This window comes from Segatella baroniae B14, from assembly GCF_022024235.1.
Classification (GTDB): domain Bacteria; phylum Bacteroidota; class Bacteroidia; order Bacteroidales; family Bacteroidaceae; genus Prevotella; species Prevotella bryantii.
This window is the reverse complement of sequence record NZ_CP091799.1, coordinates 2,382,585-2,400,318: the sequence shown is the minus strand read 5'-3', so window position 1 is coordinate 2,400,318 and position 17,734 is coordinate 2,382,585. Positions and strand designations below refer to the sequence as shown.

The 17,734-nt window shown below is 38.5% G+C and carries 15 protein-coding genes and 1 pseudogene; 4 read left to right on the top strand and 12 right to left on the bottom strand.

From position 1 onward, the window contains the following. Positions 1-3: 3 nt before the first annotated feature. Positions 4-891 carry an NAD kinase gene (locus tag L6469_RS10105; RefSeq protein WP_006281287.1) on the bottom strand — a complete coding sequence of 296 codons (888 nt, stop codon included), beginning with the start codon at positions 889-891 and terminating at the stop codon, positions 4-6. A 94-nt stretch (positions 892-985) separates the two neighbouring features. On the opposite strand from L6469_RS10105, the gene L6469_RS10100 reads away from it, so the two are divergent. From L6469_RS10100 to recG, 3 genes are read left to right on the top strand one after another with little or no spacing between them, the layout of a single operon-like run. Continuing rightward, positions 986-1,555: a DJ-1 family glyoxalase III gene (locus tag L6469_RS10100; RefSeq protein WP_074548194.1), complete on the top strand. Its 570-nt coding sequence runs from the start codon at positions 986-988 to the stop codon at positions 1,553-1,555. A 9-nt stretch (positions 1,556-1,564) separates the two neighbouring features. Then, entirely contained in the window at positions 1,565-2,233 is a 669-nt protein-coding gene (locus L6469_RS10095) for a 2-C-methyl-D-erythritol 4-phosphate cytidylyltransferase (protein WP_006281289.1), read from the top strand. 2 nt (positions 2,234-2,235) lie between these two features. Next, positions 2,236-4,338 (top strand): ATP-dependent DNA helicase RecG, encoded by a 2,103-nt coding sequence (gene recG, locus L6469_RS10090; RefSeq protein ID WP_006281290.1) that lies wholly within the window; start codon positions 2,236-2,238, stop codon positions 4,336-4,338. Between the two features lie 507 nt (positions 4,339-4,845). Here the strand turns inward: recG and L6469_RS14805 are convergent. Continuing rightward, positions 4,846-4,933, bottom strand: a pseudogene (locus L6469_RS14805) (transposase); the annotation flags it as partial. A gap of 335 nt (positions 4,934-5,268) precedes the next feature. Between L6469_RS14805 and L6469_RS10085 the strand changes: the two are divergent. Then, the gene (locus tag L6469_RS10085; RefSeq protein WP_006283572.1) at positions 5,269-6,237 is read left to right on the top strand and encodes a M23 family metallopeptidase; all 969 of its coding nucleotides are present in this window, start codon (positions 5,269-5,271) and stop codon (positions 6,235-6,237) included. A 53-nt stretch (positions 6,238-6,290) separates the two neighbouring features. Here the strand turns inward: L6469_RS10085 and L6469_RS10080 are convergent, their stop codons facing one another. From L6469_RS10080 to rplM, 10 genes are all read right to left on the bottom strand, one after another. Then, a complete protein-coding gene (locus L6469_RS10080; RefSeq protein WP_006283573.1) occupies positions 6,291-7,067 on the bottom strand; it encodes a glycosyltransferase family 2 protein in 777 nt (258 codons plus the stop codon). Beyond that, complete coding sequence (locus tag L6469_RS10075; protein ID WP_006283574.1) at positions 7,064-8,338, bottom strand: glycosyltransferase family 4 protein; 1,275 nt, start codon at positions 8,336-8,338, stop codon at positions 7,064-7,066. Before L6469_RS10075 ends, L6469_RS10080 begins: the two co-directional genes overlap by 4 nt. Positions 8,339-8,728: 390 nt before the next feature. Next, complete coding sequence (gene ispF / locus L6469_RS10070; RefSeq protein WP_006283575.1) at positions 8,729-9,208, bottom strand: 2-C-methyl-D-erythritol 2,4-cyclodiphosphate synthase; 480 nt, start codon at positions 9,206-9,208, stop codon at positions 8,729-8,731. A gap of 17 nt (positions 9,209-9,225) precedes the next feature. Beyond that, positions 9,226-10,392: a type IX secretion system outer membrane channel protein PorV gene (porV, locus tag L6469_RS10065; protein ID WP_006283576.1), complete on the bottom strand. Its 1,167-nt coding sequence runs from the start codon at positions 10,390-10,392 to the stop codon at positions 9,226-9,228. A 49-nt stretch (positions 10,393-10,441) separates the two neighbouring features. Then, positions 10,442-13,987, bottom strand: coding sequence for a type IX secretion system sortase PorU (gene porU, locus L6469_RS10060; protein WP_006283577.1), 3,546 nt, complete (start codon positions 13,985-13,987; stop codon positions 10,442-10,444). A gap of 13 nt (positions 13,988-14,000) precedes the next feature. Continuing rightward, complete coding sequence (locus L6469_RS10055) at positions 14,001-14,618, bottom strand: fumarylacetoacetate hydrolase family protein (RefSeq protein WP_006283578.1); 618 nt, start codon at positions 14,616-14,618, stop codon at positions 14,001-14,003. Between the two features lie 111 nt (positions 14,619-14,729). Next, entirely contained in the window at positions 14,730-15,728 is a 999-nt protein-coding gene (gene tsf / locus L6469_RS10050; RefSeq protein WP_006283579.1) for a translation elongation factor Ts, read from the bottom strand. 34 nt (positions 15,729-15,762) lie between these two features. Continuing rightward, complete coding sequence (gene rpsB / locus L6469_RS10045; protein WP_027453091.1) at positions 15,763-16,569, bottom strand: 30S ribosomal protein S2; 807 nt, start codon at positions 16,567-16,569, stop codon at positions 15,763-15,765. A 129-nt stretch (positions 16,570-16,698) separates the two neighbouring features. Beyond that, entirely contained in the window at positions 16,699-17,085 is a 387-nt protein-coding gene (rpsI, locus tag L6469_RS10040) for a 30S ribosomal protein S9 (RefSeq protein ID WP_006281296.1), read from the bottom strand. 11 nt (positions 17,086-17,096) lie between these two features. Then, positions 17,097-17,558, bottom strand: coding sequence for a 50S ribosomal protein L13 (gene rplM / locus L6469_RS10035; protein ID WP_006281297.1), 462 nt, complete (start codon positions 17,556-17,558; stop codon positions 17,097-17,099). Positions 17,559-17,734: the final 176 nt, after the last annotated feature.

Genomic DNA, 17,734 nt, shown 5'->3' with positions numbered 1-17,734 from the left:
ACTTTATTGGCGCTGATCAGCACCCCACATCAATTTTTCGCGCAATGTAGAGAAATATCGACGACTACATGTTTTAACGATTTTAATCGTGTAAGGCGCCTTACGTATTGTCAGTTTGGTACCTTCCACCAATTTCTGACTTCGGCCATCGACAGCTACTAAGAAATTATGACTCCGGCTCTCAACATTTAATTCAATGACACTGTCATCATTTATAACAATAGGGCGAATATTCAAACTATGAGGGGCAACAGGTGTAAGACATAGACTACCACTCTGAGGAACGATAATTGGTCCACCATTAGACAAATTATAAGCAGTACTTCCCGTTGGTGTACAAATAACGAGACCATCAGCCTGATAGTTTACTAGAAAATCACCATTGACAACAGCTTTAATCGTAATCATCGAAGCATTATCACGCTTCAAAACAGCTATATCATTCAAAGCAAACGGATTACCTTCAATAGGCTCACCATCAGCTTCTATCTGAATAGCCGTATGCTCTTCCACCCTATAGTTTTTGGTGAAGATCGCATCTAGCGCTTCTTCTATTTCACTTGGAAGCACATCAGCCAGAAATCCCAGACGCCCCATATTGACACCAATAACAGGAATACCCTTAGCCCCAACACGACTGGCTGCTTTTAGGAAAGTACCATCCCCCCCCATCGAAATGACATAATCGACATCAAAATTATAACCTTCGAATACACCATCAGCCTCAACATCGATTTTCTGATTATTGATGAGAAAATCATAAAACGTCTTATCAACATATATTTCAGCTCTTTTCAGTTTCAGGTAGGAAAGAATTTTCTGAATACTCGCAGACTTCTTAACCTGATATTCATTGCCAAACAAGGCAAATTTAAGTCGTGATTTAGCCATATTCAGTACTTTAATTTTGTGAATTCTATATTTTTTGTTACATTTGCAAATGTACATTTTTTTATTGAAAATCGACTTTATACAAGCATAATTTATGGCAAAGGTATATGAATTTCTTGCTAATGGCTTCGAAGATATTGAAGCTTTGGCACCTGTAGATATCCTCCGTAGAGGTGGTGTAGAAATCAAGACTGTCAGCATTACTGGCAATGAATGGGTTGAGACATCACATGGTATCACCTTGAAAGCTGATTTGAAGTTTGAAGATATAGACAGTTTCGAGGATGCTGATATGCTACTACTCCCTGGGGGCATGCCAGGTTCTGCTAATCTGAATGCACACGATGGGCTGAAAAAAGTACTATTAGCTCAAAATGCAGCAGGAAAACGCATCGGTGCCATCTGTGCGGCACCTCTCATATTGGGTGGATTAGGAATTTTAAAAGGCAAAAAAGCTACTTGCTATCCTGGATTTGAAAACACTTTAACTGGCGCAGAGTATACACCTGTTCTAGTACAAGAAGACGGCAATATTACTACAGGTGAGGGGCCTGCTGCTGCTTTCCCATATGCTTACAAAATACTCAGCTATTTCGCAGGCGAAGAAACTGCCAAAAACGTTGCTGACGGCATGATGTATACTCATCTCATGAGTAACAAATAAACAAGAATCATGGATTACATCATCATCACGGCAGGTGGCAAAGGATTACGCATGGGCTCGGATATTCCTAAACAGTTTTTACCTGTTTCTGGTATACCTGTGCTCATGCGCACGATTAAACGGTTCCGAGAATACAGCAAGGAACTACAGATTATTCTGGTTTTGCCAAAAGCTCAACAGGATTATTGGAAACAATTGTGCCAAAAGTATAACTTCCAAGAAGAATACCTTCTAGCCGACGGTGGGGAAACTCGCTTCCACTCTGTGCAAAATGGACTGAACCTGATACCTAATAGCGAAACAGGTGTCGTAGGTGTGCACGATGGCGTACGTCCGTTCCCAAGTATTGAAGTCATCAAACGATGCTTTGAAACGGCAAGAACAGCCAAAGCTGTCATACCCGTGACTCCTGTCGTGGAAACGCTGAGATTCGTTCCGGAAAATAAAAATGTATTGAGAAGCGACTATAGACTGGTACAAACTCCACAGTGCTTCGACATCAACCTGCTAAAAAAAGCCAACCAACAGCCTTATAGTGAAAAATTCACAGATGATGCCTCTATCGTAGAAGCCATTGGTCAACAAGTAACCATGGTAGAAGGTAATCGGGAAAATATAAAGATCACGACACCATTCGACCTGACTATAGCGACAGCATTAGTAGCGAACCAAAAATAAAAATGAACAGTATACTAGATCAAGACATTATGTACCTTTCGGGCGTCGGTCCGAAACGTAAAGAGATACTAAGCAAAGAGCTCGGTATCAACTCATATAATGACTTGTTAGAATACTATCCCTACAAATATGTAGACCGAAGCAGAATTTACACCATCAACGAACTGACATCTGATATGCCTTTTGTACAAATAAAAGGCAAAATTCTCAGTTTTGACGAATTCGAAATGGGACCTAGGAAGAAACGTATCGTAGCCCATTTCTCAGATGGAACTGGAGTATGCGATATCGTATGGTTTAGAGCCACACAATTCGTTTACAAAAACTATAAAGTACAACAAGAATATATTATATTCGGGAAGCCGACCCTATTTAATGGACGGTACCAATTTGCTCATCCTGATATCGATGATGCGAGTAAATTGGAGCTTTCGCAGATGGGCATGCAACCTTATTACATAACCACTGAAAGAATGAAAAAAATGGGACTGACTTCAAGGTCGATGGAGAAATTGACAAAAACTCTCATCGAAAAACTTAGTCAGACTCCAATACCCGAAACCTTGCCCGACTCTCTTACACACCGCTTACACCTCATAAGTCGACAACAAGCATTCCATTGGATTCACTATCCCCAGAATGCACATGAAACTCAACAAGCAAGAGAGCGCCTGAAATTTGAAGAGCTTTTTTACGTACAGTTGAATATTTTACGTTATGTCAGTGACAGAAGAAAAAATTACAGAGGTTATATTTTTGGCCATATCGGACAAATATTCAATGATTTCTACAGTCAAAACCTTCCTTTCCCACTCACAAATGCTCAAAAGCGTGTAATTAAAGAGATAAGACGAGATATGAATAGCGGCAAGCAGATGAACCGCCTTCTACAGGGCGATGTGGGTTCTGGAAAAACTCTAGTAGCTCTTATGTCTATGCTTATCGCATTAGACAATGGCTATCAAGCTTGTATGATGGCACCTACAGAAATATTGGCCGAACAACATCTGCAAACCATCAAAGATTTTCTACACGGCATGAACATTCGAGTGGAATTGTTGACTGGTATTGTAAAAGGCAAAAAACGCCAACAAATACTTGAAGATTTGGCTTCTGGAAAAATTCAAATTCTAGTAGGAACTCACGCCGTTATTGAAGATCATGTACAATTCGCTAGACTCGGTTATGCCGTAATAGACGAACAGCATCGCTTTGGGGTTGCCCAACGTGCTAAGTTATGGGGGAAAAGTTCATTTCCACCACACATACTTGTCATGACAGCCACTCCGATACCAAGAACATTAGCTATGACCATATATGGTGATCTAGACGTGAGCATTATAGATGAACTACCTCCTGGCAGAAAGCCTGTACAGACAATCCATAAATACGACTCACAGATGACCAGCCTCTATTCCGGTATTCGTCAACAGATACACGAAGGTAGACAAGTATACATCGTCTTTCCTCTCATCAAAGAAAGTGAGAAAAGTGACCTTAAAAATTTAGAAGAAGGGTACGAAGCACTACGCGAAGTATTTCCTGAATTTAGACTCAGTAAGGTACATGGAAAGATGAAACCTGCAGAAAAAGAAGAAGAAATGCAGAAATTCGTAAAAGGTGATACACAGATACTTGTCGCAACTACCGTTATTGAGGTAGGTGTAAATGTACCTAATGCATCGGTAATGGTTATTTTGGATGCACAACGATTCGGACTTTCACAACTACATCAGCTTCGTGGACGTGTAGGTAGAGGAGCCGACCAATCATATTGTATCTTAGTAACTAATCAAAAACTGTCAAAAGAAACTCGTAAACGCATAGATATTATGTGCGACACGAACGACGGATTCCGTATAGCAGAAGCCGACTTAAAATTAAGAGGTCCTGGTGATCTTGAAGGTACTCAGCAAAGTGGCATCGCATTCGACTTAAAAATCGCAAACATTGCTCAAGATGGACAAATCATACAACTTGCACGAGACGAAGCACAAAAAATTATTGACAATGATCCGAATTGCGAAAAAATTGAAAATAGCATTTTTTGGAATCGTCTTAAGGAACTAAGAAAGACCAATATCAATTGGTCCAGCATCAGTTAAGGCTAATATGCCACTTATTTAATGATATCGAGGCACAGAATTCTAACACTACGATTATCGTTGTACAGTTGCCCACTTCTACAATCTGTAATGGATACTACTGTCAAATAAAAATGTCAAAAAACAGCACTTTCAAAACTCGTCATCTAGCTCAAAATCTTTAGCTTTTGATCTGCCTATTTGAAATTTTCTACACACCCCGCCACCTCCTCCCGACAAAACCACAGGTCCTAGGGGTCGAAACCTAAGACTTTATTCGCTAAACTCTATGACTTTATCGTGTTAACCCTAAGCTTTCGACCCCTAGGACCTGTGGTTTTGTCGCCCTTCTATTAAGTCGGCGAAACGACAAACGTGTAACATACTGATATTCAAGCAAATATAAAAATGCTTCATAATTCGCATATTTGAAGACTTCTAGCATATCAACTACAAATAAGCAAATCTCAAGACGATTTATGTCAACTAAATTCAAAAAAATACACTAAAGTACAAATATCATCTCATAATGGTATATTTTGCCATCATAGCATCAAAAATTGCAGAAATCACCTGCCAAACAAAATATTTCAGTAACTTTGTCCTTGCTAATCATTAAATTTTCAGACACTTACAAATCGACAAACTCACGTTACATTTATCAAAAAGGTCACAACTTCTAACAAGAAACTAAACTGTGGTTTATTCACAAAAAATTCAACAAGACAGATTCATTTTGTAAAGTTGAGTTAACAATTTTATGTGTTAAAAGGTTTATAAAAACTGTTAATACACTAGCAAAATCCATATTTTTTTAGTATATTTGCGAAGTCTTCTAAAAAATTTGTTGGGTTTTTGTAGTTCTCAATAAATTATGCCTTTATTTTATCCGCACCGGAATATGAATTATTCCATAGTGACTTAAACCTAAAATTAATAGAATCAACACGAATGGATTTTAATAAAAAATTAAAAAAAATCGCTATTTGTGCCGTTTGCGCCATGACAGTAATTCCGACGTATGGTCAGGATCTGTTAGCCCGACAGGCACCAGTAGATAGAAAGATGAAAGCTGTTGATACTTTGGCACTTCAAGAAATTGTTGCCAGAGAAGAAATTGAAACACCCGCAGCTCAATTATATGACGACTGGAATAATAAGTATGCTCACAAAGCTACCAAATTACCTAGTCATTACAGAATAGACCTCCGTCATTTTTGCATGCCTACTCGTAGCCGCGTTGTAACCAGCAATTTTGGTTCTCGTTGGGGTCGCCAACATAAAGGTCTCGATATTAAGGTTTATATTGGCGATACCATACGTGCTGCGTTTAGCGGTAAAGTTCGTATTGTAAAATATGACGGTAATGGCTATGGTAAATATATTGTTATCCGCCATAACAATGGTTTAGAAACAATTTATGGACACCTCTCTAAGCAGATCGTTGAAGAAAATCAGGTTGTTCGTGCCGGCGATCCTATTGGATTAGGTGGTAATACTGGTCGAAGCACTGGTTCACACCTGCATTTTGAAACACGTCTTTGTGGTGTAGCTTTAAATCCAGCCTTAATGTTTGATTTTCGCAATCAAGATGTTACCGGAGATTTCTATACCTTTAATGAGGATACTTATACAGAAGAAAGTGTAGAAGCTACTGCATTACGTGGAAAAATTGGTAATGGTGGCTATACACGCGACTTGATTTACGGTGTCCTCGGTTCAAGTGAGAACAGTAGTGCTATTAGCAAGCAGACAAATAACCCTTATGGCAACGAAGTACGTTATCACAAGGTTAAAAGTGGTGAAACAATTGTTACTATCGCTCATAAGCGTGGTGTAAGCGTTGAACAAATTATAAGATTGAATCACTTAGGCAAAAACCAAAGTGTAAGACCAGGACAGATTCTAAGATATTCTTAAAAATAAGTATAGCATAAAAAAAGCATCTTCGTCTTGAAGATGCTTTTTTTATGCTATTTCTTTACTAAACTTCTTACTACAAAATAACCATGCATGAATAAAGTCAAGATTAAACCATAGTTGGCACACATCACGCGAAATCTCTCTTTCAAAGAAGCCCTATGATACTTGATACTCATACCTCCATCAAGATAATTAACCACTACAGCTTGAACATTTCGAAGTGGTAAACCTTCACGCTTAGATTCCTTCATAACACGTATACACCAATCAACATCAGCAGAGTACCTATACTGAGTATTATATAAGTGTTTTTTGGCTAAATCTGTACGAGCATAAAAGGCTTGATGACAAACTAGCATACCTTTACAGAAAGAACGCCATGTCAACCGCTTAGGAGGAACCAATCGACGATGACGAATAAAGTGTCCCTGATCATCTACAATATCAGTATCACCATATAACACTCCTGGAAGCAATTCCTGCTCACCTACAGACGCAGCAATAGTCTCTAAGGTATCTTCATTAGGAAAGCAGTCACCAGCATTTAAAAACACGATATAATCGCCTGTAGCTTGCAGAATACCCTTATTCATAGCATAATAAAGTCCGTCGTCTGGTTCAGAAGTGATACGAATTTGGTGTCCCGTTTCTTTCTCTATGGATTTCACCTGATAAGCATGCACAAGCGATAAAGTATTATCACTCGATGCACCATCAATGATAAGGTGTTCCACCTGCGAATAGCTTTGCTTAAGTACACTATTCAGTGTTCGCTCAACTACCTGCTGAGCATTATAAGTAATGGTTACTACCGTAAAAGTGATCATAATTTATAATTCCTAAAGGCCATAGCCTGATTATATACATCAATATATTTCATGGCAACTGCTCGTTGTGAGTATTGTACCGAAACTTTATGAATAGACTGATAGCTTAATTCTTTTCTATCAGCCTCCGCAAGAACCCAAAAAATACCTTTAGCCAAATCATCAGCATCACGATATTTTGCCACATATCCTGTTTTCTGATGATCAATCATTTCTGGTATGCCACCTGTTTGGAATCCAACACAAGGAACACCACAAGCCATTGCCTCCATAATTGTATTCGGCAGATTATCTTCTAGAGAAGGTAAAACAAAGACATCTGCAGAATTATACACATTAACTATCTTACGCTGATCATTTACATAGCCCAACGAATAAACTGGCAATGAAAGTTGATTTTCTAATTCCTCCGAATGCCCTCCTAAAATAGCAATCCCCGTATCTTCTTTCATTTCAGGATGCATGGCAACCAATCGCTCAATGCTGTGAATAAAATAATTCATGCCCTTGCGCTCATCTGTAACCTTTTGTGAAACGAAAAGAATGAGTTTTTTATTATCAGGAAGACCTGCACGAAGTCTGGATTCCTTCTTATCTTGCGGCAAATATACACGAGTATCTATCGGATTAGGTATATTGGTGATGCGCTGTCCTACAAAAAGCCTACTTTGTTTAGCTTGATCTTGTAACCATTTACTACAAGACACAAAATAGATATTACCATCCTTATAGAGTGCTTCCTTTTTTCGCCAAACCTTATTAGACAAATCATGTACGCCACCTCGATGAGGCAAGAGTAAACAATGAGAACACATGTTTTTCAATCGCTCACACCCTCTTGCATAATGACAGATACCTGTAGCTGGCCACAAGTCATGCATAGTCCACACGACGGGTTTACCACTATTCAAAATTTTACGGATACCTTTTAATGACAAAAATCCTTGATTAACCCAGGAAAGGTGGATGACATCTGCTTCCTGAAATTCACGAAGTTGTGTGACATCCGAACCACAACAAGCTGTATCAATCTCCCAAAGATGCTTTTTGCAAAAATGTAAATGACGAAATATAGAAAAACGTTCCCACAGAAAATTCCAACTAACTCGAAGTGACGGTCTTAATCCTACTACGGTAATATCATCTGTAGTCTTATCTCTTACTAACATTTTTGCCTTGACACCATTGTTGTTCAAAGCATCCTTCAAACGGTTAGCAGCAACAGCAGCACCTCCCGTGTTTTCAGAAGTATTGATAATTAATACTCTCATAAGTTTCTTATTTGCGACAAAAGTAATAAAAAGTATTGGAAATGACAAAAAAAATACGCTACAACTCACCACGAGCTGAAGCGTATACCTATGTTTAACTAAAAATCTTTTCTAAAGTAAAGGGAGCCTCTCGGTTCACCTTGTTACCACTTTGTTAAACAATCTTTAAAATCTACCTTAAAAACCTAATAACTAAAAACCTAAATCTTTATTACTAACCTAAACAATCTATTAACCTTTTGATGATGCAAAGATAGATTATTTTGAGTAATTATGATTCAGGTTCTTACCTATTTTCTTGAATTATTAGTACTTTCTTGATATATATCAAATTTTTTGTGTGCGCAAACATATGTTGCAAAACATAAAAATACAACTATACGTACTATCTTAACCTTTCTCTATTAATGCGACAGCATAAGCAGACATACCTTCCTGCCTACCTGTAAAACCAAGTTTTTCGGTAGTTGTAGCCTTAATAGAGATTTCATCTTCATCAATACCCATAACCTGTGCGAGACACGCTTTCATTTGAGGCACATGAGGATTAATTTTAGGCCGTTCTGCACATATCGTAGCATCAATATTACCTACACGATACCCTTTTGTGGCTATCAGCTCTACCACTTTACGAAGTAGTATCTTACTATCTACATTCAAAGTGTCTGCCGAAGTGTCTGGAAAATGATAACCGATATCTCGCATATTAGCAGCACCAAGAAGTGCGTCGCAAATAGCATGAATCAACACATCTGCATCACTATGACCTAAAAGACCCATGGTATGGTCTATCTTAATACCTCCTAAAAAAAGGTTACGACCCTCCACAAGCTTGTGTACGTCGTAACCCATTCCTACTCTTATTTTCATATATTTAAATTCTAAATTTATCTACGGAATAAATCTTTTATACCATCCATATCGAAGGATAAGGTAAATCGTAAAGTCTGATCAAGCGGATTACTCTTTGCTGTAGCAATAACATAACCAGCATCAATAGCCATGACATTCATCTTGAATCCTGCACCAACTGTAAAATACTTACGATTTCCTTTATTCTCACTTTCATGATGATAACCAGCTCGAAGAGAGAATTTATCATTATAAGTATATTCAGCACCTAGACTCCACTGTATCTCCTCTAACTCCTCTTTAAATCCACCTGGTGCATCGCCAAAACTCTTGAAAATACCACTAATACTTGAAACATTATAATATTCGTCTATGACACGCTGATTATAAGTTACATCATCTTCACCCTCATTTTGCACAGGATAAGTAGGAACAAGCAGTTTGTTAGCATCTAACGCAACCGTAAAACGATTATATTCATCTATAGGTACCATCAACGAAGCACCAAGTCGAAGATTAGTCGGAATAAAGTAATTACGATCATCGCCACCAAACTTTATCTTACTACCTATATTCGAGATATTAAGACCAAATCCCAATTGACATTCACGAGAACCAAGATTAATATAATTCTGATAATATGCAGCCAAATCAGCAGCAAAAGCACTTCCAGGCTTTGCATCGCTCGTATTTTCAAATTTTAAATCTGAATAAATCCATCGCACAGCTGCCGCCATTGAAAATTTCTCACTCAACATCAAAGAATAAGCCACATCAACAGACATTTCATATGGATTGATACTTTCATCTAGATCTGAACTAGTATACACAGTACCCATATTGAAATAACGAACTGATCCTGAAACTGCACTATAGTCGCCTATACGATAATAACCTGACAAATAAGCCAAATTCATATCATTTACCAACTGCCGTAACCATGGTGTATAGTTAAGTGCTACACCTGCTCTAGATATAGTAAACGGATATTTGGCCGGATTCCAATATTGAGAGTTTACATCAGGATCTGTAGCTGCTCCCACGTCACCCATACCTGCTGCACGAGCATCAGGAGCTATTGACTGTGAAGTAACAGAAGTCGTTACCGGATTAAACATATTATTTTTATCTTCTTGAGCATAACCCTCGGTCACCGTCAACGCAAAAGCAACAAGGCAAAATATCTTATAGAATTTATTCATCATTTTCTTTTTGGGTTCTACACTATAATTTCAAAACGCATATTATCAACTAATTATTGTTTACGATTATTAGTTTCTTAGCCTTGGTCGCTGTCGAACTGCCTTCTGAAGAGATTTTTGCACGATATATATATACCCCAGTTGAAAGTTTTCCTCCTGCAGAGGATGACAAATCCCAAGTGGTACGGTAGGTATGGTCTTCAGAAGCACCACTACCACTATGCGACCATACAATTCGTCCTGACGTGTCAAAGACTTCTATTTCTACATTAACACTGCTGTTAATACGATCGTGTACCACTATAAAGTCCGTCGTTGTTGAAGCTGGATTTACAGAAGTATAAATATCACGCAAGGTAGGGGTTAAACCATTCACTACATTAAAATTTAAAGTAAAAGTGCTAGAATTATTCAGAGTATCCCATGCTCTAAAAAGTAAAGAATGCTTTCCTTCTGCTAATTCTGGTATAAGATAACCCACTGTTCCTTCTTGATAAGTACCAAACTTTGGACTAAAATAGCTATTCAGATTATAAGTTTTTGAAGCATCTCCATCAATAATCAACTCCAGATCGTGTCCTATACCATTACCTGTGGCATTAATTCCTGAAGTGTCTGATAACTCGGCATAAAAATAAGGTGTAGCATTTACATTACCACCATCCATAAATGTTTCATAATTAAGATAACTAAATATCTTTGGACCTATACTATCGGATAGAGAAACATTACTTCCACCTAATTTAAATTGGACAGTATATCCATTTCCCGTCAAAGTATGATCGGTATTAACAACATAGAAATTCATCAAGCCTGAATCACTAGAATACTTAATATCCTTAGGCACTGCAAAAGAGAATTCAAACTGCCCATTGCGAACACTATCATTTCCAGAATAAAGCACTTTGTCATAACTAGTAAAGACAAACGGCTCAGATGTTTCTGAGATATCATTAACTTTACAAGTAATCGTATCCTTACTATCGAGAATAGAAACAGAAAGGACACCATTAAAATTTGATGCATTCTCTACATGGCCCTTAACTGTAACTTTAGAACCAGCTTTCAATGTTGGTACTGAATCTGATATTGACACACCGTCAATATCGTCGACAGTAACCGACAACGAAGGAAGATTCAAAGCTAAAGCGGGATCACCCAACAGAGAATACTGCAAATGATTTGTAGTTCGATCTGACTCTCCGTTATATCCAGTACCATTAATCATGTCATTCTGGGCAAGTACATGAGCCTCTCCCAAAGTATAAGGCTTACCATTTTCATCTCTACCTAATACATATTTCAAAAAAGCACGATTTAATTTCTTATTCAAATCTGCATATACTGTACGTGTTGTACCATAGAAAGCCATTGTACCACCATTAGCGTTTAATACAGACGCTTCGCCTATCGTTTCTTTGACACCATCGAAAGGCATGATATCGCAAGAAGCTGTAATCCACAATGGTAAACGAGTATTTGTAAATTCTTCAAAATCTGTTATTTTTAATACTGCCTCGTGAGATAACTGACTTTCAGAACCATGACCAGCATAATCAAACAAAAGAGCCCCATTAGCCATCTGTTGCTTGATTAAAGAAGTTACCTCTGGATAAGTATTACCAGTAGAAGAGGATTCGCGTGTATAAGCATCCCACATTACCTTATTCATAAGAAAGCTAGGATAAAGCTGAGATATATAATCGGCAACTTCATTTTCATCACGCATATGCAGATTATCATTACCATCATCCCCAAGGAAAAGAATAGAATTCTGCCAAGCTCCAGCATTATTATTAGTAATATAATTTATGGTCTTATCAACCATAACTTTTGCTTCGTCTGCTGTCACTACTGGAAAACGTCCTACACCTACATCTATCTGTTCGATGGAAGGATTAAGTCCCTTACCATCTTGAAGGATGCCATACCAGCTATCATCTACGTAACAGGAGATCTCATTAAAAGAATTTTCACTTTCAAAAGCTAGAAGATAGTCATCAGGATTTAATGAGGAGCAGTCTGAGGTCAACATTCTATTATCCCAGACACAATCGCCAAAAAGCAAAAAATATTTCAACGTTTTTGTGGCATTCGTCGCATTGGCTTTATCATAAAGCATCTTCAGATATCTACGATAAGCCATTGCATCAGGTGTTCCACTTGAAAACTCATTATATAATTCGTCTGCCGGTACGATATTAACAGAAAGACTATCATGAGTTTCATGGAAAAGCTTTAAACGTTTAGCCTGTTCTAGCAATTTTTGGCTCGTTGGTATCACAATAACCATATCAGCCAGACTATCTGCATGATGGTCTTGATTGGTTATATTACAAACATAAGTTGGAGCTGAAAAATTGTCGGTAAGTAAATTTGGCCTAGGTAGAATAGAGTCCCAAACCATCGTAAGATAATCTAATCGAATAGGACCACCCGACAAGACCTTAATTTGTATAGTATCTCTTTCTCCGAGATTCTTGACTAAAAAAGAACCGATAGCTTGATTACCCTTATCATAAGAAGTCAAGCTGACTGATAGATTCAAAGAATCTCCATTTAAAATGACTCTTGCTGTACTGTTAGTACCTGCTGTAATACATGCAGCCAGTCTACCAGTCGTACCATTGGTTTCATTTTTCATCACCAAAGTCTTGGTGGAACTAATCTCTTCATTGTCAAAAAGATTACGTCCACCTGGATACCAACTATATCCATCTACTTCATAATGTGAATGATAATAATCAGGTGATGGATAAAAGGATTGAATGAAAGATACAGAATCTATAGTTTTAGGGGTATCTTCACTTTGAGTGATAAAATAATAGCCATAGTCGGAATATGGATTACGCGTACGACGTGTTGCTGTTTTGGAAGTCCAACTGATAGGTCCCTGAGCATAAAAAAGACGTTTTCCCCCTACTGTACAAGTAGGAACCTCCTGTAAATCATCGTAGTATCTAAGCGTATCACCATGAAGTGCTTCATATTGAAGTTTACCGCCATAACCATAAATTTTAACCTTACTCAAATCAGAGAAACCTGCTTTACGGATAACAGCATCTGTTAATTGAAAAACTCCAGATTCAGGAACTCTAATCTTAGCCCATGTACCCTGAGCGAGGACAGAATGTTCCGCATAACGAGAACCATTCCCTTGAGCTACACGCAAAATAGACTTTTGAATACGATTTTTCTTTTGCGATGTTATGGTTAACATAAAGCTAACCAACATCTGATATTTATTATTACGATAAACAATCGGCAGAAAACTTACCGTAAATCTTCCACGTCCTCTGAAGACAGACAAGTCTGTATGAATTACAGGAGAGGCAGGAAGAACTTCACCTGATAATCTCTGATAAGAAGCTATATCTTCAGAAGTCATATCCATATATTCTGGATAAGACAACTCTGCAGTATAAACAGAATCTTGATAATTCCCCACCAAAGGAATCGTATGTACAAATTCCTGCAAAACAGAATCTAACTTCACATTTTCCGTTGTCAAATTAAAAAAGCGTTTGTGCTTTTGAGCAGTAACGTTCAAACTACACAAAACTAAAAATAGAAGTATAACTCTGAATGCCTTCATGGATAAATTTTTCTTATTTACAATAAAAATCAAGAACCTTTCTATCTTCTAGATAACCTTCCAAATGATCATCAATCTGAACTGGACCACATCCTGTAGGACATCCTGTATAAAGTAAATCACCCGTCTTTAAGGTAAAATACTGACTGATATAGGCAATAATCTCATCAACCTTATAAAGCATATCACAAGAACATCCTTCCTGCACAGTCTTACCATTGATGTCAAGATGAAAACGAGTCATCTGAATATCTTTTATTTTGTCAAGCTCCATCCAGTCGCCAATAACAGCAGATCCATCAAACCCCTTTGCAAGTTCCCACGGCTGACCTTTTGCCTTCAATTTAGCTTGAAGCTCTCGAGCTGTAAAATCAATTCCAACTGTTACAGCATCATAATAACGTGAAGCGAAGCGAGCTGGAATACTTTTACCCAACTTACATATTCTAACCACAAGTTCAGTTTCATATTCAATACGTCCCATATGATCAGGGATAAAAAAAGGCTTATGGTCTTTCAACAACGCGGAATCAGCTTTTGTAAAAATAACAGGTTCCTCTGTTTTAAACAACGAACCATGCAACGCTTTATTGTGCTGCAAATAGTTCATACCTATAGCAAATATCTTCATAATCGTTCTAATTTTTGACGACAAAGATACATAAAAAAATAATACCAACAAAAAAAGAGTCGGAATAGAAATTCCGACTCTTCATATTGATTATCCCTAAAAGGATACAAATTAATCTGCAGAAAGTGAGAAACGCTTGTAGTCAGTGATCTTAAGATCCTTGTCCTGACTTGCCATCCACTGAGCAACAGAAGCCTTATCGCCGTCACCGAACTGGAATTCCTGATCAACGAGACAGTTCTCCTTGAAGAATTTGTTCATACGACCTTTAGCAATATTCTGAATCATCTGCTCGTTCAATTTGCCTGCAGCCTCTTCAGCAACAGTCTTCTTGATATCACGAGCCTGCTGAGCCTGCTCAGGAGTCAACCAACCCTTAGCTGTGTTAGACTCAATGTGATCATCAGAATCAACGTGAGCTGGATTAATGCCAGCCTTTTTCAAAGCTACGTTAACCTGACGCTCAATCTGCTCTTCCTTAGTCTTCTCAATAGCAACACGAAGTTCTTCGTCCTTAACATTCTGAGGAACGCAAGTTTCGTCAAGAGCAACTGGCTTCATAGCTGCTACCTGCATAGCGACCTTATGACCAACTTCCTCGTTGTTATTATTGAGCTGAACCATAGTACAAAGAGTATGCTTGCCCATGTGGTCATAAACCTCAACATTTGCGCCTTCGATGAAGTTGTAACCATCGATTTCCATCTTCTCACCAGAGATACCAGAACGATGCTTAACTGCAGTTTCTGCGTCATCACCATTAGCAAGTTTCAGAGCCTTAACCTCGTCTATAGACTTAGCCTTAGCAGCGATAGCAGCATCAAGAATTTCTTCTGTCAAACCGATAAAATCCTTACCTGCAGCAACGAAGTCAGTTTCACACTTGATAGCTACCATAGCAGCGAAACCTTCACCCTTCTTTACAAGTACACAACCATTTGAAGTCTCACGATCAGAACGCTTTGCAGCGAGTGCAAGACCACGCTCACGAACGAGCTCAACTGCTCTATTGAGATCACCATCAGCCTCAGTCAGAGCCTTCTTACAATCAGCAAGACCAGCACCTGTCATCTTACGAAGCTTCTGGATATCAGCTATTGATACAGCCATTTTAAATTCCTTATATTTTATTGATTAATACTAATTACTCAGCCTTAGGAGCCTCATTTGCAGTCTCTTCCTTGCGAGCCTTACGAGGAGCACGCTTCTTATCAGCTGCCTCTTCCTTCTGCTCAGCAGAAGCCTTTTCGTCAGCCTTTTCAGCCTTACGCTCTTCAAGACCTTCAGCGATAGCGCCACAAACAGCACTCAAAACTACCTCTACAGAATCCTTAGCGTCATCATTAGCTGGGATAATGTAATCAACGTTCTTAGGATCTGAGTTTGTATCAACGATTGCAAACACTGGGATACCAAGACGCTGAGCTTCCTTAACAGCAATATGCTCCTTCATTACGTCGATAACGAACAATGCGCTAGGAAGACGGGTCAAATCAGCAATAGAACCAAGGTTCTTCTCCAACTTAGCACGCTGACGTGTAATCTGAAGCAACTCACGCTTAGAAAGGTTAGAGAATGTACCATCATTCATCAACTTATCGATGTTTGTCATTTTCTTAACTGCCTTACGGATTGTAGGGAAGTTAGTGAGCATACCACCTGGCCAACGCTCAATAACATAAGGCATATTAACAGAAGCAGCCTTTTCAGCTACGATGTCCTTAGCTTGTTTTTTAGTAGCGACAAACAGGATCTTCTTGCCAGACTTAGCAATACCCTTAAGAACTTCAGCAGCCTCGTCAATCTTAGCTACTGTTTTGTTCAAGTCGATGATATGAATACCATTACGCTCCATGAAGATATAAGGAGCCATAGCTGGATTCCACTTACGTTTGAGGTGACCGAAATGGCAACCTGCCTGAAGTAATTGGTCAAAATTTGTTCTTGACATTGTCTTTTCTTTTTTAATTGTTTACTTTCTTTTTGAATTCTAATTTTGCCTAGAATCAGCCGGCAAGTAGTCTTTAAGAATCTTACCGGTTTAGATACTAAACTGTTCAGTTTATTCCTAAGGGGAATATTAACGCTTACTGAACTGGAAGCGAGCACGAGCCTTAGGCTGACCTGGCTTCTTACGCTCTACAGCACGGCTATCGCGTGTGAGGAATCCAGCATCCTTCAAAGCTTTCTTATCTTCTGCGTTAATCTTAACGAGTGCGCGAGCAATAGCAAGGCGAAGTGCCTGACTCTGGCCAGTGAAACCGCCACCGAAAATATTAACCTTAATATCATACTTACCCTCAGCATCGAGCAACTGTAATGGCTGCTTTACTACATAACGAAGAATTGCTGATGGGAAGAATGTTTCGATATCTTTCTTATTAATTGTGATCTTACCGGTACCTTCTGTAACGTAAACACGAGCTACAGCGCTCTTACGGCGACCAATTGCGTTGATTACTTCCATCTTTGTCTTAATTATTTATACTGGTTAATATCAATTGTCTTAGGCTTCTGAGCTTCCTTATCGTGCTCAGCACCCTCGAAAACATAAAGATTGTCCAACAGGGCACGACCTAAACGACCCTTTGGAAGCATACCCTTAACAGCGTGACGAAGAATTTTGTCAACACCATCCTTGCGTTTGCGAAGCTCCTCTGGAGTATTGAAACGCTGACCACCAGGGTAACCAGTATAACGAGTGTAAATCTTATCAGTTTCCTTTTTACCTGAGAAAACTACCTTTTCAGCATTGATAATGATTACGTTGTCACCACAGTCCACATTAGGTGTGAAACTTGGTTTGTACTTTCCGCGAAGCAGCTTAGCAACTTTAGAGCAGAGACGACCTACAATCTGATCGCTGGCATCAACTACGACCCACTCTTTCTTAGCTGTTTCCTTGTTAGCGGAAATAGTCTTGTAACTTAAAGTGTCCATTTTAAAAATTAAATTTACTACTAAAAAACTAATTTATTTAATACTATTGAACGAGCAGAGACCTCGCGGCGCCTCCAGTCTAAAAGAGACCATCCACAGCATTCTCTCTGCCGCTTTCCTGATTCACTAACAGTGATACCCGGCCAAAGATAACACGATTAACACAAGAAAGCTGT